Raw genomic sequence first — 22156 nt, 5'->3', positions numbered from 1 at the left:
CAATTTAATGTTTTAACTTCACCATAAATAAACAGAATGATGAAAGAGACCTATTATAACAGGGAAGATTTAAAAAAATTCGGTGAAATAACTGAATGGCAAAAAAAGCTGGGAGATAAGTTTTTTGATTACTATGGAAGTGTTTTTGAAGAAGGTGCACTTACCGCCAGGGAAAAATCCCTAATAGCCCTTGCTGTATCACACGCCGTGCAGTGCCCGTACTGTATAGATGCATACACTTCCGATCTTCTAAAGAAAGGTGTTGATGAAGAGCAAATGATGGAGGCTGTTCATGTTACTGCGGCAATTAAAGGTGGAGCTGCGCTGGTTCACGGTGTGCAAATGATGAATCAGGTAAATGATAAATTAATGTAAGGAATGCTAAAATCTCTCAAAAGACAAAAACACAAACTATCATCTCCTGAAGGACAAATTGAAGTTCTGGATAATGCTGAAGCAATTGATATTCCTCGATTTGAGGATAAGCTCAATGCCATTGGACATTTTCCTCTTGAGCCAACAAGCATTGAAATATTTCAAGTGAACGTTGGAAAAATGTGCAATCAGGTTTGTGCTCATTGCCATGTTGATGCAGGCCCAGATCGGAAAGAGATCATGACCAAGGAAACCATGCAGCAATGTTTGGATGCCATTCAGGATACTGACATAAAAATAGTTGATTTAACGGGTGGTGCTCCGGAGATGAACCCTCATTTTAGATGGTTCGTTGAGGAACTGACAGCAATGGGAAAACAGGTAATTGTGAGATGTAACCTGACAATTATTCTTGCCAATCCAAAGTATAATGATCTTCCTGAATTCTTTAAAAAGCACAATGTTAATGTAGTATCCAGTCTTCCATATTTCACAGCAAAACGTACAGATGCTCAGAGAGGAGATGGTGTTTTTGATAAATCAATCAAAGCTTTACAAATGCTAAATGCAGTTGGCTATGGAAAGGAGGGTTCAAAACTTAAATTAGATTTGGTTTACAATCCGGCGGGCGCTTTCCTTCCGGGGGATCAAACAACCCTAACAGCTCAGTTTAAGAAAAAACTAAGAGAGTACGACATTGAGTTCAATGATCTTTTTGCTATTACAAATTTACCGGTAAGCAGATTTCTCGAGTATCTGGTGAAAACTGAGAAATATGAGGATTACATGAATGAATTAGTTAATGCTTTCAATCCCGTCGCAGCAGAAGGTGTGATGTGCAGGAATACACTAAGCGTAAGCTGGGATGGTTATCTTTATGATTGTGACTTTAATCAAATGCTTGAGCTGAAAGTGAAAGCACCCAGCCATATCAGCGAATTTGATATTGAAGCATTGACGAACAGGGAAATAACCCTAAATCAACACTGTTACGGATGCACTGCAGGGGCTGGTTCAAGTTGTGGTGGTGCAACTACTTAAAAAAATCTGCTTGTTAAATGAAAAAAGTAAGAATTGGAGGTGTTCCGGAACATTTCAATCTACCAATACACCTGGCTAATGAAAAGGGATGGTTTAATGATGAAGGTATATCAGTAGAATGGACAGATTTTCCTGGTGGTTCCGGATACATGAAGGATGCCCTTCGCAACAACGAAGTTGACTTGTGCATTTTACTTACAGAGGGCATTATCTCTGACATCTTAAAAGGAAACCCCTCTAAGATTGTAAGTGGCCACATAAAAACCTCATTGACTTGGGGCATTCACGCAGCTACCGATTCCGCTTCGTTTCCGAATATTTTTGACAGAAAAATTGCAATAAGTCGGTTTGGCTCTGGCTCGCACCTAATGCCAATCGTCCATGCTATGATAGAGAATCAGTCTATAAATCCTGATCAGTTTATTGAAGTGGCAGATGTAGAGGGGGGAATTGATTCGTTGAAGGATGGAAATGCTGATATATTTTATTGGGAAAAGTTCACCACTAAGCCTTATGTAATGAGTGGTGAGATCAAGAAAATTGGGGAATTTATTTCGCCCTGGCCTTGCTTTATGATTGCTGCTACTAACAAAATCATTGACCTGGATCCTGAACTGGTTAGTAAAGTTTTGAAGGTGATCCATCGATCAAATGAAGATTTTATGAAATTAGAGGATGCTCCAAATTTAGTTGCAAAAAGGTATCATCAGGATCTAAAAGACACAGAAAGATGGTATCACTCAACTGAATGGTCTGTGGATGGATGGGTAAGCAACAAAATGCTTGAAGGAGTTTTATATTCCTTGAGGGAAGCTAAAATCATTAATGAAGAAGCTTCTTCAAATGGAATAATCTGGAAGAGAAATGAACAGAAATAATAAAACCCCTACCCATATAGGGCAGAGGTTCATAAAACGTCACGAGTTGGTATCGTGTATATATGAAGAGAAATTAGTTTCGATTGTTAATTAAATAGCTTGTGAAGCTTTCCCCGTTGATCTTGGTGTACTTGGCATCAATATCATCCCTCACTTCCAGACCTGAAATATCAAAATCACCTCTGGCTTTCATGTATTTTATATTCCACGATTCTTCAAAAATCGCTGACTTGAAGCTTACACCTTCATCAAATTGAGCGTATTTAAACGTGGCATCATCCTCAAAAAAGGTATTAGAAAAGTCTGCTTTTTCATCAAACTCTGCATATTTAAAAGTAGTCTCTCGTTGAAATTTTGTGTTAGAAAAATCTGCTCTACCATCAAAGTCGGAGTACTTAAACATGGCGTTTTGTTGGAACTCGCAGCTTTTGAAAGTTACATTTTTATCAAAATCAGCAATAAATGTATAGCCGGACCTATCATCGTGGATATATGCCAGAACATCATCCTTAAACGTGCAATTCCTGAATGAAATCATTACGTCAATAGACTCCTCCACAGTATTATTGCCTCCATTATTCCACCATTTTGACTTCTTTGGTAAGTCGGGCATCTTATCCGCCATATAAGTAAAGTCAAGATCACCTGAGATCGTCACGTTCTCATAAGTGATATCCTTTCCTTCCCTGATGTCTTTCATTATCTGTGCAGAAGTAACGGTCTTCTGTGCAAATGCCCTGAGTAGGAAAAGACTAAAAAGCACCAGCATAGCTATTCTGATTTTTGTGGATTGGGAAGTTGAGATTTCCATTGTCGTATCTATTGTTATTGTGTATTACTATTTAGATGCACATTGTTTAAAAAAGTTGCATCACACTATAAATACCTCTTAAAATATCAATGGTTACACCCGGGATGGGGATCGGTTAAAAATAAAAGCTCAATGGAGTTTCCAAAATCCAAAAGGCGAGGGTCACTCGCCTTTGGGTTGGTGTGGCCTTTGCAGCCAATAAACTGCAAGGTCCAATCTAACCACCTTACGGACTTAGCTTAATTGCTAAACCCATAATTAAGTTAGACAATAAAAATTTTGGATCAAAGTTTTAATCCGGAATTGAAAGTTGAAAACTGATTTTCATTCTTTTTCTGACAAAGATTGACCGATTTCTTTAATCACATCATCGAGACTTGCCGCAGAAACCCTAACAATATTCAACATCTCATCTGCCCTTTCTTTGTCACATTTTTCTTCAAGATGCTGTACGGCTCCTAATATATTAGCCAATGGTGCCCGAACCAGGTGTGAGTTCATAAATGCATAGCGCTCGAGTTTTGCATTTCGTACTTCCAAATCCTTTGTTCGTTCATCAACAATTCTTTCAAGTGAGCCATTCATGGTCTTGAGTTGACTAATCAATTCCACTACTTCCCGGTTTTTAGTTCTTAGACGACTGTATGATTTGCCCAATAGGTTATAAAGAAGTGAGAAACATCCCACGAGTGTGATTACAAAAACAGAGCCAGCAAAAGCATATTGAGTAAAAGGAATATCTGCCATGTACGACTTACCCACCATTCTATTTCCAAAACCTGCATCTATGATGAGTGTAATCAAAATGATTACCAACCACACATGTGATGTTCTCAGGTTTCCAAAAATGAAAGCTATTAAGGGTATGGACGGCATCCAATAAATGATAACATGAAATACACCTGGTAGGAAAAAGAAACTTAGTTGAAACATTAGATACAAAACCAGCAGTTGCAGGTTTCCTATCAATTTAGAATTCCCTCCTTTTTTAGCCGCTATCAATAATATTATATTGACCGCAAGGAGTGGAAGGATGAGCGGAAGTGAAGTGGCCTTTAAGTCAATTAAAAACTCACCGATTGCCAGAAGACCTATTAAGATAGTGAGTAGTAAAATTGTAATAAACTGTACCCCTTCTGATTTCGGAACCTTATAATCCCTCAGAAGCCAATTCTTTAATTTCCTGAACATTATATCTCATAGCTGATGATTCAGTCCCAATATATTGAGTTTTATGAAAAATGGCCAAGGTATATTTAGTAGAAATAAATAAAAAAGTCCTGATCATAAATGAAAAGGACCTAAATACTTATATAAAAGTATGAAGAGGATCGTTCTCTCAGATAAACTGAGTATGTATTTTTAACTCACTCAAAGTAAAGCCTCAGCGTAAGCCCTTAGAATAAACATGCCGATCAAAATCAGCATCCCTATTCGGATTTTTATCGAAGATGATTTAGAAAGTTCCATGGCGGTGGATCGTTTTATTAATGATTACAATGCAAAGATGATTCACATTCATCAATAGTTGCAAGGTTTTCTGGAATGTTCATAAATTCTTAATAAGAACTAGAAATCAAAACAATTAATCGTTCGATTGCCAATAATGACATAACAACCAAATAATCATATGATTAATTAATTTGCATTAATACTATTTGGCAATGTGAACCAACCACGAAATCTTCTACGAATAGTCCTCAAATATGATATTCGACCAAAGGGCAAAATTGAACAACAAGTTTGAGGAGGTATCCAGCACGAAATCAAAGTGCATGCTTTATCGATTAAAAGTCTTCTTTAATCGTACATAAAAAACCCCAACCTTTTCTGGCTGGTGCATCACTCAAACTACTACTCAATCACTACTAAAATCTTAATCCGAAAAGCAAAGCTCCTGGCTTCTTCATTATCAAACTCCTTCCTTTATCCATGCAACAGGATAAAGACAATAAAAATGCTAATAAATTCTAAAAAATGTTAAATGTGGTTTATACCGAATTTATCGCTCGCAGATCCCACGAAAATCACAAAAGTTACATTTCTTTAGATCCTCTGTCTGGTCGAATGGTTCTTCCTTACTAAAGATTTCCGTCAATAACTCTTTCATCTTTTGCTCAAATGGAGGTAGATAAGCTCTGGCATCAGCGATCGGATTACCATTGGTTTTCAGACGGTAGTCAAAATCGGTTTGAAAGAATTGCTTAATATTAATCAATCCTGGGACTATGGAATTTTCCTGACCATATTTAGAGGCATACAGCCAGGCGTAGAAGAAGGTTTGATAGCCTGCTTTTCTTCCGGGTTGATATTTATAAAATACGTCCGGATTGAAAATATTGTCGAAGGATCCGATCTCCGTTTCGTCTCTCCCTGTCTTATAGTCCAGCACCCTCACGGTCTCTCCTTTTCTATCCACACGATCTATGTCTGCACCCAGCTTTACATTTATTGATTTTTCATTTGGTTGAATCTCAATGAAACGCTCATATTTATCTTCCGCCTCCAGGCTGATGATTTCGAAAGGGACATATTGTTTATCCATCTCTATCACTTGCTTCACAAACTTTCGAATGATTTCCGCCATCACCACATTTCGATCCTTAAACTCAAAGCGCTTTTTGCCCTTCATCCCAAACTCATCCTTAAAAGCTTTTTCCATTGCCCCGTCAATAGAACTCTCCATCCGGAAAAAATCATTCTCATCAATCACCCGACTCCCTTTTTCATTCATTGTATCCAAATAGAGGTATTCCAGGGTGCGGTGAAGTGCATTTCCGAAATGTCTTGCGTTCAGATCATCACTCATCTCATCACCAGAGAACAGCCTAAGCACATATCGGAAATAAAACTTCAAACGACAATCCAGGTAGATGTTTAATGCTGAAGCTGACAACCTTCTCTGGTCCATCTCAGGAACAGCATCTGTGTAAATGGATAGTTTGTCCAACACCTCTGAGGTAGTTTCAATGGAAATTGGTTTTATCTCATTGACCTGAATGGAATTACTCAGTTTCTTGCGTTTTACTTCCAATCCGCTCTCTAGTTCTATTTGTCGAATGAACCGGCTCACCTCCCCGCTCAATCCAAAGTCCGCATACATGTTATAATAAAAGAAGAGCATTTGCGAGTTTTGAAACAATCGATAGAACAGGTAGGCATAGATCGCATCTTGCGTTTCAAACGTCGGTAAATCAAAAGCCTTCCGAATGCGATATGGGATGAAAGAACCTGCGCGCTGAGAGGCAGGGAAAATATCTTCATTCATGTTTAGCATCAACACGTGCTTGAAGTCCAGATTACGAGTCTCTAACACCCCCATAACCTGTAGTCCTTCTACTGGCTCCCCGGTGAATGGGATTTTTACGGATCGTGCAGCTTTTCTAAACAACCCTTTGAAGGTCTTGATGTCAATGACCGTTGATTGCTTTTCAAGGATCTCATTCAGACGAGACAGCAGCTGCTGAAAGTGATATAGATATTCTCGTTCTAAACCGAAACGCTCAATGACCTGATCTCCAAGCACCACAATAATTTCCTGCAGGTATCCGGCAAGACTCTCTTGCTCCCCTACTTGCCTAAAAATGGTATTGAGAACAGAAGACTGGATACCTAGAATTTCTTGCTGGAATATTCGAATCTGATTTTTCTTCTTGATTTCGCGAATCAGCTTATCTAATGGATTTTTGTCATCCTTGTAGAGGTAAGGATGACTCAGGATATCGATGGTTGGCTTATGATAAAACGAGAGGCCGTTCTCCGCTGAAAGGCTGGCATGCTCCTGTAATTCAATAGCTGCTTCCAGCAATCCAAACAATGGTGTATCCTTAAGCGGGTACCCCATGGTTACATTGAGCTTATCTACTTTTTCAGGAATCGCATTCAAAACAGGAAAAAGCATGTAATCCTGAGGCAGCACCACTACAATCTCCTCCTTCTTAGCTCCTGCAGTCATCAGTCGGTCAATTTCCTCCCCGATCAACTTCGCCTGGCCAACCTCCAGTGAAACACCTGTAACATCTACTTCTTTTGGTTGCTTAACTTTCTCTGGGAGTGGGTTTGGGAAACTTTCACCCAGAATTGGGTCTTTGGCATAACGACGTAAAAAATCGCCAGCTTCCTGATTCTCATCATTTATGTAATAGCCATCTATGTCCCATATCACCACTGCCTTGTATTCAGAGACAAAATGTTTTATTAGTACTTCCTCTGCAGGAGTTAACGCATTAAACCCGGCAAAAATCAACGGCTTTTCAGAGTAATTAATCTTCTCCAAATCTTCAACCAGCTCACGATAGACATGAGAAGTATATCCTACGCCTTGAGTTTTAATCCGTTCCTTAAAGGTGGCATAGACAGGCATGAGGATACGCCAGGTCTCTACAAATTGCTCTTGGGTTTTAGTTGCGGTTGGCAGGAATTCTTGCCAGAATTTTTTAATGATCTTCTCCTGCTCTTCATCCAGGAAGTAAAAGTCTTCTGCCAGTTGACGATCATCCTTTACATAAGTAAAGAGCTGTTCGGGATTAACCAGGTAATGATCAACCTCTTCAAAATCACGCAACAACATTTCCCCCCAGAAATAAAAAGACTCAAACCCTTCGGACTGCACCTGGTGTGTTTTGAACGCCTCAAACAACTCGAAAATAAGCGTGAGTGGGTCAGTCTTCTTAGTATTGGAAAAGGAAAAAAGAAAATCTTCCAAACTAAGTGTTGCCGGTGACCATACCGGTTTATCAACTTTCTTAGAAAGATGCTTCTTCAGGAATAGACCGGCCCTTCGGTTAGGGAATACCACAGTACAATCCCCTAAATGATCATGATGATGCTCGAGTAAATGATCTGCAACTTCGGAGAGAAAGGCCATGCGGCAACATTCTACAATTGCCAACTAAAAAGCAAGTATCGGAATCAATCTTGCAGTAGTTCTATTGCTTTCAAGACAACCTGATCCTTTGTTGGGTCGACGCTCTCCACAAATACATCCGGAGGTATTCCTTTGCCTTCATAAAGAACCATATCTCTTGAGTAGGTGCGTTTGTTGGAGTAATTAAGCCTCCACCCGTTCTTCAATCGTTGGGATGCGACATGCGACATGGCTCCCATGGTAGGTGTGCCTACTATGGTTACGTTTTCACGTCCCTTCAGGGAAAGTGTGAACACATCACTGGCACTGGCCGTAAAGTTGCTGGTAAGAAGGGCGATGGGTTTTAGAAATTGATAAGGTCCTTCGGGCCTCACCTCCCAGCTTCTCAGCTTGGTGTATTCATTCTTTCCAGCCATTCGTGTTTCTTTATAATGAGAGATATAGGTTTCATCCACCAGACGTCCGGCGATTTTATGCAGCGTTTCGTCATTACCACCCGGATTGAGTCGAATGTCCAGGATGAGACCATCTTTATCCTTTACCTGATCCAATGCTTCCGCAAAAGCCTGATAGGTTCCTGCCATCAGGTTGAGTCGTATGTAACCAAAACGCTCATTCGAACTCACGAAAACATGTTCATCAATTTCTTGCAGTTCATTAAAACCATTCGATTTTAGCGTTGCATCAGACACCTTCCAAAAAGCTTCCTTGCTCTCATAGGCTTTGAGGATAGCCGCAGTATCGGAATAGGTAAAGCTGTTGCAGCGCAAATCGCTTTTGCTATCGATCAGAGAGGTATGGCCGTCATGCAGTTCGGAGATCATCTGGCAACATAAATCAAACAGCTCATCTTCTGTATCAACATCATTTAGTTTTGGCTCATAGGCTTCTTTAACTTTTTGCCAGTCTACTTCACGTATGTCAAATAATGAATATCGCTCATCCAGCAGCGTCCACAATTCATTAAATGTTTCATGTTGGACATCCGGTTTTTGCGAGCAGGAAATCAGTGGAATGAAAAGCAGATAGAAGGTGATCTTAGTTAGTCGCATGAGTTATTTAGGTAAGTGCTGATACTAATACGTTTGAATGAGATGATAAGTGTTACCGTTTGTGGAAATGATAGACTTCATTTCCATCGATCTATTTTATAAATGTAATCACTTAAAAATCAGCAGATAATTGGGTAAATTAACCTCCACACCAAACACCATTTCACACATGATTAAAAAAATTGCTATCGCTATGCTATGGGTAGGACTATTCACACCTGCTCACTCCCAGGATAAAGACAAGGAAGATGAAAAGCCCGATGAAAAGACCATAGAAGACATCACGAAAAACTGCAAAGTTTATGATGGACTTTTCAAAGTGTATCAGGATACTATCAAAGGCAGTGTTTACATGGAGGTACGTCAGGATCAAATAGGTCCTGAGTATATCCATTTTTCTCAGATTATGGATGCACCTCTCGACTTTTATGAGAGAGGCAGCTATGGTTATGAGAAGGTATTTACAATTAGTAAGAGCTACGAGCGAATTGAAATCACCCTTGAAAACATAACGGCCTATTTTGATCCAAATGACCCGTTAAGCAGAGCAAAAGATGCTAACCTGAATAGACCAATTATCTATTCAGAAAAGATCGAAGCGTCATCTAAAGACGGTAAAACACATCTCATTAAAGCAGAACCTTTGTTTTTAAAAGAAGCTTTTGTTCAAATAACACCAAGACCTGATCCTGGCAATAAAGACCCTAATGCCCTGAAGTTTGGAAGTCTTAGTGACAGCAAAACAAAATTTTTACAAATCAAAAGCTTTGAAGAGAACACTGACTTTCGAGTAGAAATGATATATGAAAATTCTACGGCAGGCATGTTTTGGCCCGTTTGGGATGATGACCTAACTGATCCACGATTTTTGAGTATAAAGGTCTATAATACCATTATCAAGATGCCAGATAATGACTATCGCCCACGATTTGATGATCCTCGGGTAGGCTATTTTGGCCAGCGTGTTACAGATATGGTTGATCGCTCAGCAACACCATTCAGAGATATGATCTCACGTTGGCACCTGGTAAAAAAAGATCCCAACGCTGAACTATCAGAGCCAGTGGAACCAATCGTTTGGTGGATTGAAAACACCACCCCGGAAGATTTCAGAGAACCTATCAAGCAGGGTATACTGCGCTGGAACCGTGCTTTTGAACAAGCAGGCTTTAAAAATGCAATGGTAGTAAAAATCCAGCCTGATGATGCCGAATGGGATGCTGACGATATTCGCTATAATGTGATTCGCTGGGTATCTCTGCCTCGTGGGCTTTACGGAGGTGCCTTTGGGCCTAGCTTTTTCAACCCAAGAACAGGACAGATGCTCGGAGCAGATGTAATCATGTACTATGGATTTATTCGTGCTGAGATCACAGAGAGTGATATCTATACACGTACGACTTCCACCAGACCCGAACGGTTCAATGCTAAGCATTGCGCTTTTGCATCGGAGCTGGCAGTCAATTTCAATGCCGGACGCACCATGATCCGGGCACTTGGCCGAGGTGAAGCAGAGGAGAAAGAACTGATCAATCAATCATTAATGATGCTTTCGCTACACGAGGTGGGCCACACCCTGGGGTTGAATCACAACTTTAAAGCAAGTCACTTCCTGGACAATGAAAAAGTGCATGACAAAGAGTTTACCAGCACCTATGGGATGACCGGCTCAGTGATGGATTATTCCGGAGTAAACCTAGCGCTGGATGCTGAGAAGCAAGGCCTTTATTATGAAGTGACTCCCGGTCCGTACGACAAGTGGGCAATCGAATATGGTTATAAAGTATTTGACCCGAAAGAAGAGGATGCGGGTCTAAACGAGATTTTGTCCCGTTCCTCCCAGCCAGAGTTATTGTTTGGTAATGATGCCGATGACATGCGCTCCCCTGGCAGAGGGATAGATCCACGGGCGCAAACGTGGGATCAGACCAACCAGCCAATTGAATATGCAATTGACCGGTTCAAGCTGATTGATCAATCCTTAAAAGGCCTGATGGATAAGGTAGCTAAAGAGAACACTTCCTACCAGTATTTCAATAACTGTTATTACTTCCTAACCGGGGACTGGTGGCAAGGTCTAACAGCCATCAGCAGGTATCCGGGAGGCGTGTATGTAGACCGATCTTTTATTGGGCAAGAGGGTGCTACCCAGCCTTTTACTCCTGTGCCATATGCTATGCAAAAGCAAGCCATGAATGCCATTAACACCTACGGCTTCAGCCCGAATGCCATGCAAACCCCATCAGAAGTGTATAGCTACCTGCAAAATCAACGCAGGGGGTTTGACTTTTGGGGGCAGACAGAGGATCCAAAAATCCATGATCGGATTCTGGCCTTCCAGCAAAACATCCTAAATCACATGATGCATGAACGTACATGGCAAAGGATCATAGATTCGGAGATGTATGGCAACACTTACAGGCTAGCAGAATATGCCACCGACCTGACAAACGGAGTGTTTAAGGATGATATTGCCGGCAGTGTAAACTATCGCAGACAAAACCTCCAGACTGAATATGTAAATAGACTGGTGGGTGTGATGAAGGCTGATGATTACAATCACGTATCCAAAGCGGAAGCCTTCCGACAGCTAAAATCAATAAATAAGATGGTTTCAAAAGCAAAGTCCCCAGATAGCGCAACAGAGGGTCACAGGCAATACCTAACCTATCTAATTGAACAAGCTATGGATGAGGATTAGCATTTTAATAAGCTAAAAAAGATGACTCCTTCTCAGCGATGGGAAGGAGTTTTTTTATCAAATAAAAAGTAGACCCTGAAACAAGTTCAGGGTGACCTTGAATTTAATAAGGAGTCATGCTGGACCGTCATTTTGCCTGAATTCTTGACCATGGTATATAAGACCCCTCTCCCATTAATGCCCCAGTTCGTGTCCTCATGAAACGTTGGTTTGTGAAGACACAAACCATGGCAAAAAACTTCATTGAATAAACCGGGTATCTTTGAAAGAAGCCAATGACCCGCTTTAAATCATCTCGTGAAAAAAGAATGTGGCTAGGCGCAGGTGTTGCGGCTGCAACAATCTTTCTTACCCTGTTCATAGGAAATCCTCTGGCCAACCAGCTGCGAGATCAAAATATTCAGGCAGTATTCTTTGTATTGGGGATGGTTTTGGTAAGTCTAGCAATTCTGATACACGGCATTAGAACCAAACCCAACAACGTCGAATGGATACTGTTGGTCGGATCAGTGGCTCTCGTTGTAATGCTTTACGTTAGACTGGGAATTCCGGAAAGAAGTCATATGATTGAATACGGAGTGCTTTCAATCTTTGTCTTCAGCGCCCTGCAAGAACGAGCAACAACCACGAACTCAAAATTAATGCCTGCCCTCCAGGCAATTCTGCTAGCCTTCTTTATTGGAGTAATGGATGAGAGCATTCAACTCTTGCTGCCTTATCGGGTATTTGATTTTCAAGACATCCTTTTTAATGGGATGGTCATCGTGATGGCTATTGCGGGCAGTAGCATACTGCGATGGTTACGAAGACGATTCAGTACAAATCCAAACCATGACAAATGTGGAAATGATAACTAAGTATGACTCGACTTTATATCGAAAAGTGAAATGTTATATTTTCACAACTTAAAAAAATCAAGCCTCCTCGTGAACGATTTTAAAACCATCGCAACATTTACATATCCATCAGAGCTAGCTGTTGCCAAATCCAAGTTAGCTTCAGAAGGAGTTGAGTTTCGAACATTGGATGAACTTTCAGTTCAGGCACACAACTTTCTCTCAAATGCTATCGGAGGTATCAAGCTTCAGGTTCGGGAGAAAAACATTCATAAAGCACGTAAAATTTTAATAGATGGAGGCTTCATAAAAGATGAGATGGTCGAATTGTCCGGGCTGGAAAAAAAGCTCAATGATATAGGTTTTCAAAAGAAATTGAAAACAGGATTTTACATTCTCATGGGAGTAATTGCACTGGCCATCATTATTGCGGTAAGCATAAAAACCTATCATGCTCCTAATGATTTTCAGAAGCTGGTAGGCAGAAATTGGTGTCTGGATCAGATGGTTTATAAGGGAGAGGTTTACTATCCGAATACCCTGCACGACGAAATACAATTTAAGGGAATCGATGAATGTGAAGAAAAAATTCAATTCCATGCAGACGGGTCTGCCACTATCCCCGGGTTTACCACAAGACTAATCAATGCAAAATGGTCACTGAAAGATGACTTGATAGAGATTTATAGTGATGACACACTGGCAACAATCTTTAAAGAGAAATACTCATATACAATGAATAAGGAGATGCTAATTTTGGCAGCTGACTCCATTACATTATTCTGTTACAATGAACTCTATCATTAGTTTCTCATTATGTTAAGATGTCCTAATTGTAATTCCGAAGAAGTTTCAAAACCACGACTATCGGCTAGAGCCTTTGCTATCACGGTGTTATTGATTGGCTTCCCTTTGCCCTTCATAAATCGGGAGGTGCATTGCTTTGATTGTGGAAAAGATTTTAAGTATAAAAAACAGCCTTTGAAAACATGAAAGTAACCGCAACCTTTATATGCATATTCATTAGCATAACCGCTTCGTCTCAACCTATCAATGAATTATTTGATGGACTATGGAAAGGACATCTTCAAAGTAAATACCTGCTCGAAGAATCAGATTCAATTAATCAAAAAGGAGATCTGTTTGTAGAAATAGATGCAGATCAAATTTCTTTCAGGTTTTCTGGTGACTCACTTTTCATGTCATATAGAGACTCAGTATATGGATCATACGCTATAAATCTACCTGACTCTATAGGTGACAATCTATCTTGTTATGATGGTTCCGGTTTTACTTGGCTAAGAGTTGATGAGATCAATAAAGACACCTTGATCCTAGATCCTAACATGTTGAGCATAGGAAAGAAATATAAAAACATGAGATCCGTAGGATCCAGATATATTTTAACAAGGACACAAGATTAATTCTACTCCGCAAACCTTTTGGAAAATCAAATTCAATGCCTCTGTTCGTACCCTCATCAAACATTGATTTACAAAGAAAACCATGGCAAGAAGACCATCAAAATGGGGAATAGCTTCATGCCTGTTTTGTAAGCACGATCCCATCAAGCTCGCAATAGCGAGCTCCCGCCAAAAATCACGAGGCTGGCTTAAGTGATGGACGGGATTTGATTTTGGCTAGCCACTTTGCACAGTTGGCAATGAAAAAAGTGTGAGTCTACCATATTGGATGTAAACGCGCACTCTAGTTATATTTGAAAGGTGGATAACGAGCTGTATTGTTTCGTTATATTGATGTTTGCAGTAATACCTGCAGCTTGAAAATGACATTTTACGAACAAAAGCTTAAAAATCTTCAGACGAACCTTTATAAAAATCAGGATCAGATCGACGCAATAATTGCAGTTAGAAACTTCATAGACGCTAACTATGAAGCTGATTTGAACATGAATCTACTGTCAAAAATTCAACTAATTTCTAAATATCATCTTATACGCTTATTCAAAAAATATTACGGTCTCACCCCAAAGCAATATTTGATCGATAAACGAATTGAAAAATCTAAAGAACACCTGGTAAAAGGAATGACCGTCACGAAATCATGTTATGCTGTTGGATTTACGAGTTTGGGATCATTCAGCGCACTATTCAAAACGAAAACCGGAGAGACACCAGGACAATTTCGGAAAAGAGCAACTTTCGAGAAATAAATTAATTTATGATACTTCATCTTTGGTGTAGATAAACTTAAATCAATTAAAGATGAAGGTAACCATCATGAGCATCCCGGTTCAGGATCAGGAAAAGGCATTCAGGTTTTATACTGAAAAACTAGGATTTATTAAGAAACTCGACACTCCTCTAGAAGGTGGCAATCGATGGCTGACTTTGGTTTCACCGGAATGGCAAGATGGGCCAGAGTTATTGCTGGAACCAGCACCCAATCATTTTGAGCCAATGAAAGTCTTTCAAGATGCATTGATGGAGGCGGGAATTCCGTGGACTCAATTCGATGTGAACGATGTGCAGGAAGAATATGACCGATTGATTGCCCTAGGTGTCGAATTCAGTATGAAGCCAACAGAAATGGGAACTTGGAAAGTCGCAGTTTTTAACGATACCTGTGGGAATAATATCCAACTTGTCGAGACACTGTAAATACTACTGCCCACAAGCCAAGAAACAGAAGTGCTTTCTACCTCCCTCTCGTCCTCGTTTGTAACGAGGATGACTAAACTACCAGCATTTACAATGTACACCCCAGCCTCAGTTCATATCCTCACGAACAGATAACCTTCGCTAAACCCCAACCTAGCGCGTTTACAACGCGTGCGTAGAAGAGAACCGGAACATTATATATTCAGCTCAGCAAAAGATAATGCTGGTTTTAAGGGTATTATGAGGTTGAATTGATAAGTTAACTGCTTAAATTTTTTAAGAATCCTTTTTACAAACGAGGACTAGATAAGAGCTATTTAAAACAAAAGATGAAATTCATTGCACATTACCTAATCGGATTGCTCCTTCTAACATCATGCGTCCAAACTGAAAATAAAAAACTAGCAATTGAATCCAATTCAGAAAAGAAAGCCATTAAACAGGCAAATCCCTCTGAGGAATCAGATAGTACTGGTGGTTTTAGCATAATCAATACAGGACCAAGGGGTGGTCGTTATTTAAGTTCTACTGGCATTGACTATAGATATACAGTTTTTAGAATACAAATTATTAATGACACGATTGTACCGATAAATTTTGACATCAAATTTCCTAGAAGCTCAATATCACTTTTACCTGATTCTACTATTGAGTTAAATGTTTTCCTTGTACCTGAAAAATATATCCCAATAGCAATAAAGGACACTTTCAATTTCGGCCTGGATTTAGAAAAGTTTTTTGAGTCTGGTGATCCCCAAAAATTTGAATTCAATTCAGTGATAGAGCCGAATAAACAATCCACTATATATATAGGGATGCTTTTTGCCTCAGAAATAGCAAATGGTGTCACAAGGTCTCAATTGGCAGTTGAATGGCATGATGAATCGCCACATTATCCTGTAGAATCAACAGTCCATTACCATTTGAAAAATCAGCCTTTAGATCTTATCTATGGTATAAGCTTTGATGCACCCAATAATTATATATCGATACCATGTGGACAAGTCCGAATCAAATAATTTTTGGGGTCGATCAATATTAGAAAATGAAAATGCTCGCCACTCTCGTCCTCGTTTGTAATGAGGATGAATTAACCCCCCTCTCCCAGCCTCGGTTCGTGTCCTCACGAAATCGAAAACCTATCTTAAATTTCATTTGTTGCAATCCACTAAACTGATACCACCATTTCACCACTCATCAAAATGAGGCTTATAAATGTGCTCATCTATGGAATATTTATTGAACTTTAAATGTTCCAACTCAAACATTCAGGACTTCTTGTGGTCTTACCATGTAATCAAGGCGCATAATGAACAAATCTGTGAAGAGAATACTGTATGTAGTCATCATCCTGGTAGTAATCGGATTGATTGCCTACCCCAAGCTCCCGAAAGTCACAAGTACTGACGCAGATGATGCCCCATCCAACACCCAAAGTGAAAAACTTACGGTGAATGCGATCATCGTCAATAGCGAGCAGCTGGCAAACACAGTAAACGTGACCGGCTCTTTGATTGCTGATGAATCGGTGGTCTTAAACTCGGAGCTCTCCGGCAAAATCGAGAAGATTTCATTTAAAGAGGGGCAAAAGGTCACCAAAGGACAGACCATTGTTACCCTCAACGACGATGAGATACTTGCAGAAATTGAAAAGCTTCAGTTCACCAAAAAACTGAACGAAGACGATGAATACCGACAAAAGGTGCTGCTGGAAAAAGAAGCGATCAGTCGGGAAGAATATGAAACAGCACTCACCACGCTCAATACCGTAAAGTCAGAAATTAAAGTACTTGAAGCGAGGCTCCAAAAGCACTACATCAAAGCACCCTTTTCCGGAATCTCCGGATTTAGAGATATCGCGGAGGGCAGCTATTTAAATCCGGGCGCCCGTATCACCGAGCTTTACCGGATCAACCCGATCAAGCTGGAATTCAACATCCCCAGCAAATACATCAGCTTAGTAAACAATGGTGATCAATTGACTTTTGAGGTAGATGGCTATGATGAGCAGTTTACCGGCGAGATTTATGCTATAGAGCCTTTGATTGATCCTCAGACCCGAAGCATCAGTCTGCGCGCAAAAGCAAGAAATGATGAGTCTAAGCTGTTCCCGGGACAGTTTGCCCGGGTTAGTCTGACGCTGGAAACCATCCCCAATGCACTGATGATCCCTACCGAATCAGTCATTCCGGAGTTGAGCGGGAAAAAGGTTTTTCTATATAAAAACGGTAAGGTGACTCCCGCGCAGGTAAGTACGGGCATACGTACAGAGGATCGGATTCAGGTTACTTCCGGCATTAATGAAGGTGATACGGTAATTACAACTGGCATCTTACAGATCGGTCCGGGGATGCCAGTAAACGTAACGATCAACTAACATGGCCAGTCTTTCCAATATCAGTATTGATCGTCCGGTCCTTGCGATCGTAATGTCGATCGTCATCATTTTGTTTGGTGTCATTGGCTTCAGCTACCTGGGTGTTCGGGAGTATCCAAGCGTAGACCCTCCGGTAATCACGGTATCCACGAGCTATACCGGTGCGAGTGCAGATGTGATTGAGACGCAAATCACCGAGCCACTGGAAGAGTCGATCAACGGGATTGATGGAATCAAAACCCTTTCCTCCATTTCTGCTGATGGAAGGAGTACTATCACGGTAGAGTTCAACCTGGAAATTGACCTGGAAGCTGCAGCAAACGATGTGCGTGACAAAGTTTCCCGGGCCGTCAGGAATTTACCACCTGATGCAGACCCACCCATCGTGACCAAGGCAGATGCGGATAGCAGCCCGATCATCGCATTGAGAATTTACAGTGAGCAAAGGAACCTGCTGGAAATGTCAGAAATCGCTGACAACCTCTTCAAGGAAACATTCCAGACCATTCCCGGTGTAAGTGAAGTGCGAATCTGGGGAGAAAAGAAATATTCCATTCGGCTCTGGATGGATCCAAACAAGCTTGCAGCCTATCGCCTCACTCCGCTGGATATTCTAAACGCCGTAGGTGATCAAAACATTGAGCTGCCATCGGGGCGTATCGAAGGGAGCGCCACTGAACTTACCGTGCGGACGTTTGGTCGCCTTTCATCCCCTGAAGAGTTCAACGATCTGATCATTCGCGAATCAGAAAATGATATCGTCCGGTTCAGGGACATAGGCCGTGCGGAGTTTTATCCTGAAAACGAACGAACAGCCCTTCGAAACAATGGTATCCCGTTGGTACTAAATGCCATTGTGCCACAACCCGGCTCCAACAACCTGGATATTGCAGAGGAATTCTACAAACGTTTGGAGGCACTCCAGAAGAACATCCCCGAGGACATTCAAACAGAAATTGCCTTTGACAACACGGAGTATATCAAAGAGTCCATTGCGGAAGTAAAGCAAACCATCTTCATCGCTTTCGGACTGGTGGTACTGATCATTTTTGCTTTCCTCAGAGACTGGCGTACCACTTTCATCCCGGTCATCACCGTCCCGATTGCCCTGATCGGATCATTCTTCATAATGTATCTGCTGAATTTCAGTATCAATGTGCTTACCCTTTTGGGTATAGTGCTCGCTATTGGTCTTGTAGTAGACGATGCGATTGTGGTATTGGAAAATATCTACTCCAAAATTGAAGATGGAATGGAGCCGGAGGAAGCCGGAAAGAAAGGAACCAAAGAGATCTTCTTCGCAGTAATCTCTACCACAGTCGCGCTTACTTCGGTGTTCTTTCCCATTGTCTTTCTCCAGGGACTGACCGGACGGCTTTTCAGAGAGTTTGGGATTACAGTTGCTGTGGCCGTGATCATATCTTCATTTGTAGCGCTGACGCTAACACCGATGCTTTCCAGTAAGATGCTGAAAAAGCGAGAAAAGAAACAATGGATTTACGAAGTAACAGAGCCATTTTTCGTTTGGCTAAATGCGAAATACAATCGTGCGCTGGACGCCTTCATGGGTAACCGCTGGATCTCAGGAGTGATCGTATTGGTGGCAGCCGGATTGATCTACGTTTTTGGTCAGGTGCTCCCATCAGAGCTATCCCCTTTGGAAGACAGAGGGCAATTCAGAATATTTGCTACTGGTCCTGAAGGTGCCACTTTCGATTACATGGACGAATATGCGATGGACATGACGAACATGCTATTAGAAAGCGTGCCGGAGAGACAATCCATTATCTCAATTACCAGCCCGGGGTTTTCTTCTTCTGCCGCAACCAATGCAGCCTTTGTAATAGTAAAATTGAAGGACATTCAGTATAGAGAACGCTCGCAGCATGAGATCGTCCAGTCTATACGTCCAAAGGTGGCCGAAAATACGATGGCTCGTGCTTTTATATCTGAGCCTGAATCAATCGGAAGTAGCTTTGGTGGCTTACCGGTAAGCTTTGTCATACAGGCACGAACGCTGGAGCAACTAAAAGAAGTCCTACCTGAATTTTTAGAAAAGGCAAACGCCAATGCTGCATTCAGCTATATCGATCTTAACCTCAAGTTTAACAAACCTGAGCTCGGTGTTCGCATCGATCGTGAAAAAGCTCAATCCATTGGGGTATCCGTGCGTGATGTAGCCCAAACCCTCCAGCTTAGCCTGAGTGGAAATCGCTTTGGTTACTTCATCATGAATGGCAAGCAGTATTATGTCATCGGACAGCTGGACCGATACAATAGAAACGAACCGCTAGATCTCAAGTCCATCTACGTGAAATCCAAAAACGGAGACCTGGTACAACTGGACAATTTGGTGTCTCTGGAAGAGCGATCCACCCCTCCCCAACTGTTTCACTACAATCGATTTACTTCAGCAACGGTAAGCGCACAACTAAGTGAAGGGGTTTCACTTGGGGAAGGATTGGAACAAATGAATATCATTGCGAATGAAGTATTGGACGACAGATATCAAACGGCACTGTCCGGTTCTTCATTGGAATTTCAGCAAAGCTCCAGTAATCTATACTTTGCTTTTGCACTGGCGCTGGTTCTCATTTATCTGGTGCTGGCTGCTCAGTTTGAAAGCTTTAGGGATCCATTGATCATCATGTTCACCGTGCCTCTGGCGCTTCTCGGTGCGATGTTTAGCTTGTGGTATTTCAATGAAACCCTCAATATATTTTCACAGATAGGCATGATCATGCTAATTGGTTTGATCACTAAGAATGGCATATTGATCGTGGAGTTTGCTAATCAGCAAAAGGCAGCAGGTCTTGATATCATGGAGTCGATAAAAGTGGCTTCCAAAATGCGTTTTCGCCCCATTCTCATGACCAGCCTTTCGACCATTTTAGGAATCTTACCTATTGCACTGGCATTGGGTGCCGGTTCCGAAAGCAGAGTATCCATGGGAATTGCGGTAATTGGAGGACTGATCATCGCGACATTCTTAAGTTTGTTCGTGATCCCGGCGATCTATTCATTCCTTACGAGTAAAGAAAAAAGACTGGCAAGAGTATGATAAAACTTCTGTTACTATTTGCACTGATACAGCCTGGAGACACTCTTACTGAAGATAAGGTGATCGAGCTGGCGCTGGAACATAATTTTGATATTCGACTGGAAAAGTATAACCTGAAGGTAGCCGAAAACAACAATACCATCGGGAATGCCGGAATGCTACCAACGGTTGGCGTAAGTGGGTCCGGACGACAATCCATTCAGGACACGGAGCAGCAGTTTATCAGCGGTGAAGGACAAAGCCGGGATGGGGCTAAAACTACTGTGTACACAGCTGGTGCCAGCCTTGATTGGACCTTATTTGATGGGTTTCGAATGTTCGCCACGAAGGATCGCTTAGAGGAAATTAGCCAGCTTAACCAGATGGCATTCAAAAACCAGGTTCAGGATGCCATATCAGATGTACTCAAATCATTTTACAACACTGCCCTGGAGCAGGATCGCCTTGCATTGCTGGAAAGTACACTCAAGCTATCAGAAGAGCGAGTGACGATCAGCAAGGAAAAGTATGAGGTGGGCAAAGCAAGCAAACTCGAGTATTTGCAAGCGCAGGTGGATTACAATTCAGATCAGTCAGCTTTAGTAAAGCAGCAGGAAGTCATTGCCATTCAGAAACTACAGCTTCTGCATCTCATCGGGGTACAAGAAGGGTATGACTCATTTACACTGGCATATACACACGATACTTCGGATAAGCTCAAAGATCTGGCTAACATTGAATCTGATGCTATTCAGCAAAATCCAATGCTAAAGCAGCTGAGAAGTCAGCAAGAGGTAAATATCCTCACGATCAAAGAAAATGAACGAGAGCGATTACCTACCCTTGATTTTAACCTGGGCTACAATTATTCCAACCTTACTGCGGAAGCAGGGTTTCTACAAAGCAACGTATCGAGCGGTATCACATACGGCCTCACAGCAACCATGACCCTGTTCGATGGATTGAATCGAAACCGAACCATCCAAAATGCAAAGATTCTCAGTGAACAATCGTTTACCGCTTACGAACAAGGCGAAGCACAGCTTCGAACTGCCGTCAGATCAGGATTGATGACTTTACGAAATGCACAGATACTGGCTGATTTGGAACAAAAGAATCTGGAGGTAGCAGAAGAAAACGTGTCCATCGCACTGGAGCGATATCGTGTTGGCAAATCAAATCCAATTGAGGTTAGGGAAGCACAGAATAATGCTGTAAACGCACAGATACGCTACATAGAAGCACTTAATACCACAAAAATTGCTGAGATTGAATTGCTAAGATTGTCAGGGAATCTTTTGGGGAGTAGGGAATAAGTTCGAATATTTAATATAATCTATCCCGGCCTTGTGCCGGAATCTTTCAAAAAATTTCACGAAATGAAGATGCCGGAATAAATGCGGCAAACCATGAAGCATATTCCCTTCCATGTGCCTGCCTTTGCCAGTAAATAGTCCGGGACCTCCAAAGATTCCTGAATTCCGCTTCGCTACATCAGGAATGACGCTACAGTTTTGAAGTTCTGAAACTCAACATAGTGCAGCACCCGCTTGTGCT

General features: G+C 41.3%; 17 protein-coding genes. 13 read left to right on the top strand and 4 right to left on the bottom strand.

Features of this window, described 5'->3' with window-relative positions; all coding sequences use genetic code 11:
- Window positions 1-39 precede the first annotated feature (39 nt).
- Genes RIC88_RS03820 through RIC88_RS03810 form a run of 3 tightly spaced genes read left to right on the top strand, consistent with a single transcriptional unit; the run spans window position 40 to window position 2294 of the window.
- Window positions 40-375, top strand: coding sequence for an arsenosugar biosynthesis-associated peroxidase-like protein (locus RIC88_RS03820; RefSeq protein WP_350216148.1), 336 nt, complete (start codon window positions 40-42; stop codon window positions 373-375).
- 3 nt (window positions 376-378) lie between these two features.
- Window positions 379-1416 carry an arsenosugar biosynthesis radical SAM (seleno)protein ArsS gene (arsS, locus tag RIC88_RS03815; RefSeq protein ID WP_350216147.1) on the top strand — a complete coding sequence of 346 codons (1038 nt, stop codon included), beginning with the start codon at window positions 379-381 and terminating at the stop codon, window positions 1414-1416.
- A gap of 17 nt (window positions 1417-1433) precedes the next feature.
- Window positions 1434-2294 (top strand): ABC transporter substrate-binding protein, encoded by an 861-nt coding sequence (locus RIC88_RS03810; protein ID WP_350216146.1) that lies wholly within the window; start codon window positions 1434-1436, stop codon window positions 2292-2294.
- A gap of 73 nt (window positions 2295-2367) precedes the next feature.
- Here RIC88_RS03810 and RIC88_RS03805 read toward each other — a convergent pair whose 3' ends face one another.
- The 4 genes from RIC88_RS03805 to RIC88_RS03790 all read right to left on the bottom strand — a co-directional run bounded on the left by RIC88_RS03805 (window position 2368) and on the right by RIC88_RS03790 (window position 9024).
- Window positions 2368-3105, bottom strand: coding sequence for a pentapeptide repeat-containing protein (locus tag RIC88_RS03805; RefSeq protein ID WP_350216145.1), 738 nt, complete (start codon window positions 3103-3105; stop codon window positions 2368-2370).
- Window positions 3106-3429: 324 nt separating this feature from the next.
- Window positions 3430-4296, bottom strand: a complete 867-nt coding sequence (locus RIC88_RS03800; RefSeq protein WP_350216144.1) for an ATP-binding protein — start codon at window positions 4294-4296, stop codon at window positions 3430-3432.
- Window positions 4297-5107: 811 nt separating this feature from the next.
- Entirely contained in the window at window positions 5108-7972 is a 2865-nt protein-coding gene (locus tag RIC88_RS03795) for a PD-(D/E)XK nuclease family protein (protein ID WP_350216143.1), read from the bottom strand.
- A gap of 44 nt (window positions 7973-8016) precedes the next feature.
- Window positions 8017-9024: a S41 family peptidase gene (locus RIC88_RS03790; protein ID WP_350216142.1), complete on the bottom strand. Its 1008-nt coding sequence runs from the start codon at window positions 9022-9024 to the stop codon at window positions 8017-8019.
- A gap of 169 nt (window positions 9025-9193) precedes the next feature.
- Between RIC88_RS03790 and RIC88_RS03785 the strand changes: the two genes are divergently transcribed.
- The 10 genes from RIC88_RS03785 (at window position 9194) to RIC88_RS03740 (ending at window position 21915) form a co-directional block, all read left to right on the top strand.
- Window positions 9194-11725: a zinc-dependent metalloprotease gene (locus RIC88_RS03785; RefSeq protein ID WP_350216141.1), complete on the top strand. Its 2532-nt coding sequence runs from the start codon at window positions 9194-9196 to the stop codon at window positions 11723-11725.
- Window positions 11726-12000: 275 nt separating this feature from the next.
- On the top strand, window positions 12001-12582 hold the full coding sequence (locus RIC88_RS03780; RefSeq protein WP_350216140.1) for a VanZ family protein: 582 nt from the start codon (window positions 12001-12003) through the stop codon (window positions 12580-12582).
- A 69-nt stretch (window positions 12583-12651) separates the two neighbouring features.
- On the top strand, window positions 12652-13368 hold the full coding sequence (locus RIC88_RS03775) for a hypothetical protein (RefSeq protein WP_350216139.1): 717 nt from the start codon (window positions 12652-12654) through the stop codon (window positions 13366-13368).
- Between the two features lie 182 nt (window positions 13369-13550).
- Window positions 13551-13985 (top strand): hypothetical protein, encoded by a 435-nt coding sequence (locus RIC88_RS03770; RefSeq protein WP_350216138.1) that lies wholly within the window; start codon window positions 13551-13553, stop codon window positions 13983-13985.
- A gap of 362 nt (window positions 13986-14347) precedes the next feature.
- Window positions 14348-14734 carry a helix-turn-helix domain-containing protein gene (locus RIC88_RS03765; protein WP_350216137.1) on the top strand — a complete coding sequence of 129 codons (387 nt, stop codon included), beginning with the start codon at window positions 14348-14350 and terminating at the stop codon, window positions 14732-14734.
- Between the two features lie 52 nt (window positions 14735-14786).
- A complete protein-coding gene (locus RIC88_RS03760) occupies window positions 14787-15182 on the top strand; it encodes a VOC family protein (protein WP_350216136.1) in 396 nt (131 codons plus the stop codon).
- Between the two features lie 329 nt (window positions 15183-15511).
- Complete coding sequence (locus RIC88_RS03755) at window positions 15512-16201, top strand: hypothetical protein (RefSeq protein WP_350216135.1); 690 nt, start codon at window positions 15512-15514, stop codon at window positions 16199-16201.
- 302 nt (window positions 16202-16503) lie between these two features.
- Complete coding sequence (locus RIC88_RS03750; protein WP_350216134.1) at window positions 16504-17559, top strand: efflux RND transporter periplasmic adaptor subunit; 1056 nt, start codon at window positions 16504-16506, stop codon at window positions 17557-17559.
- Between the two features lies 1 nt (window position 17560).
- Window positions 17561-20620 carry an efflux RND transporter permease subunit gene (locus tag RIC88_RS03745; RefSeq protein ID WP_350216133.1) on the top strand — a complete coding sequence of 1020 codons (3060 nt, stop codon included), beginning with the start codon at window positions 17561-17563 and terminating at the stop codon, window positions 20618-20620.
- Window positions 20617-21915 carry a TolC family protein gene (locus tag RIC88_RS03740; RefSeq protein WP_350216132.1) on the top strand — a complete coding sequence of 433 codons (1299 nt, stop codon included), beginning with the start codon at window positions 20617-20619 and terminating at the stop codon, window positions 21913-21915. The genes RIC88_RS03745 and RIC88_RS03740 overlap by 4 nt, the downstream gene beginning before the upstream one ends.
- Window positions 21916-22156 lie beyond the last annotated feature (241 nt).

Source organism: Ekhidna sp. (genome assembly GCF_040220215.1).
Lineage (GTDB): Bacteria > Bacteroidota > Bacteroidia > Cytophagales > Cyclobacteriaceae > Ekhidna.
The sequence above is the reverse complement of the archived record's forward strand: the minus strand, read 5'-3'. Positions and strand labels throughout refer to the sequence as shown.

What these genes read in the sequence shown, in the direction of transcription:
- RIC88_RS03805 (WP_350216145.1), bottom strand. Translation starts at nt 3,105, where the DNA reads ATGGAAATCTCAACTTCCCAATCCACAAAAATCAGAATAGCTATGCTG.
- RIC88_RS03800 (WP_350216144.1), bottom strand. Translation starts at nt 4,296, where the DNA reads ATGTTCAGGAAATTAAAGAATTGGCTTCTGAGGGATTATAAGGTTCCG.
- RIC88_RS03765 (WP_350216137.1), top strand. Translation starts at nt 14,348, where the DNA reads ATGACATTTTACGAACAAAAGCTTAAAAATCTTCAGACGAACCTTTAT.
- RIC88_RS03740 (WP_350216132.1), top strand. Translation starts at nt 20,617, where the DNA reads ATGATAAAACTTCTGTTACTATTTGCACTGATACAGCCTGGAGACACT.
- RIC88_RS03810 (WP_350216146.1), top strand. Translation starts at nt 1,434, where the DNA reads ATGAAAAAAGTAAGAATTGGAGGTGTTCCGGAACATTTCAATCTACCA.
- RIC88_RS03770 (WP_350216138.1), top strand. Translation starts at nt 13,551, where the DNA reads ATGAAAGTAACCGCAACCTTTATATGCATATTCATTAGCATAACCGCT.
- RIC88_RS03820 (WP_350216148.1), top strand. Translation starts at nt 40, where the DNA reads ATGAAAGAGACCTATTATAACAGGGAAGATTTAAAAAAATTCGGTGAA.
- RIC88_RS03790 (WP_350216142.1), bottom strand. Translation starts at nt 9,024, where the DNA reads ATGCGACTAACTAAGATCACCTTCTATCTGCTTTTCATTCCACTGATT.
- RIC88_RS03785 (WP_350216141.1), top strand. Translation starts at nt 9,194, where the DNA reads ATGATTAAAAAAATTGCTATCGCTATGCTATGGGTAGGACTATTCACA.
- RIC88_RS03755 (WP_350216135.1), top strand. Translation starts at nt 15,512, where the DNA reads ATGAAATTCATTGCACATTACCTAATCGGATTGCTCCTTCTAACATCA.
- RIC88_RS03780 (WP_350216140.1), top strand. Translation starts at nt 12,001, where the DNA reads ATGACCCGCTTTAAATCATCTCGTGAAAAAAGAATGTGGCTAGGCGCA.
- arsS (WP_350216147.1), top strand. Translation starts at nt 379, where the DNA reads ATGCTAAAATCTCTCAAAAGACAAAAACACAAACTATCATCTCCTGAA.
- RIC88_RS03795 (WP_350216143.1), bottom strand. Translation starts at nt 7,972, where the DNA reads ATGGCCTTTCTCTCCGAAGTTGCAGATCATTTACTCGAGCATCATCAT.
- RIC88_RS03760 (WP_350216136.1), top strand. Translation starts at nt 14,787, where the DNA reads ATGAAGGTAACCATCATGAGCATCCCGGTTCAGGATCAGGAAAAGGCA.
- RIC88_RS03745 (WP_350216133.1), top strand. Translation starts at nt 17,561, where the DNA reads ATGGCCAGTCTTTCCAATATCAGTATTGATCGTCCGGTCCTTGCGATC.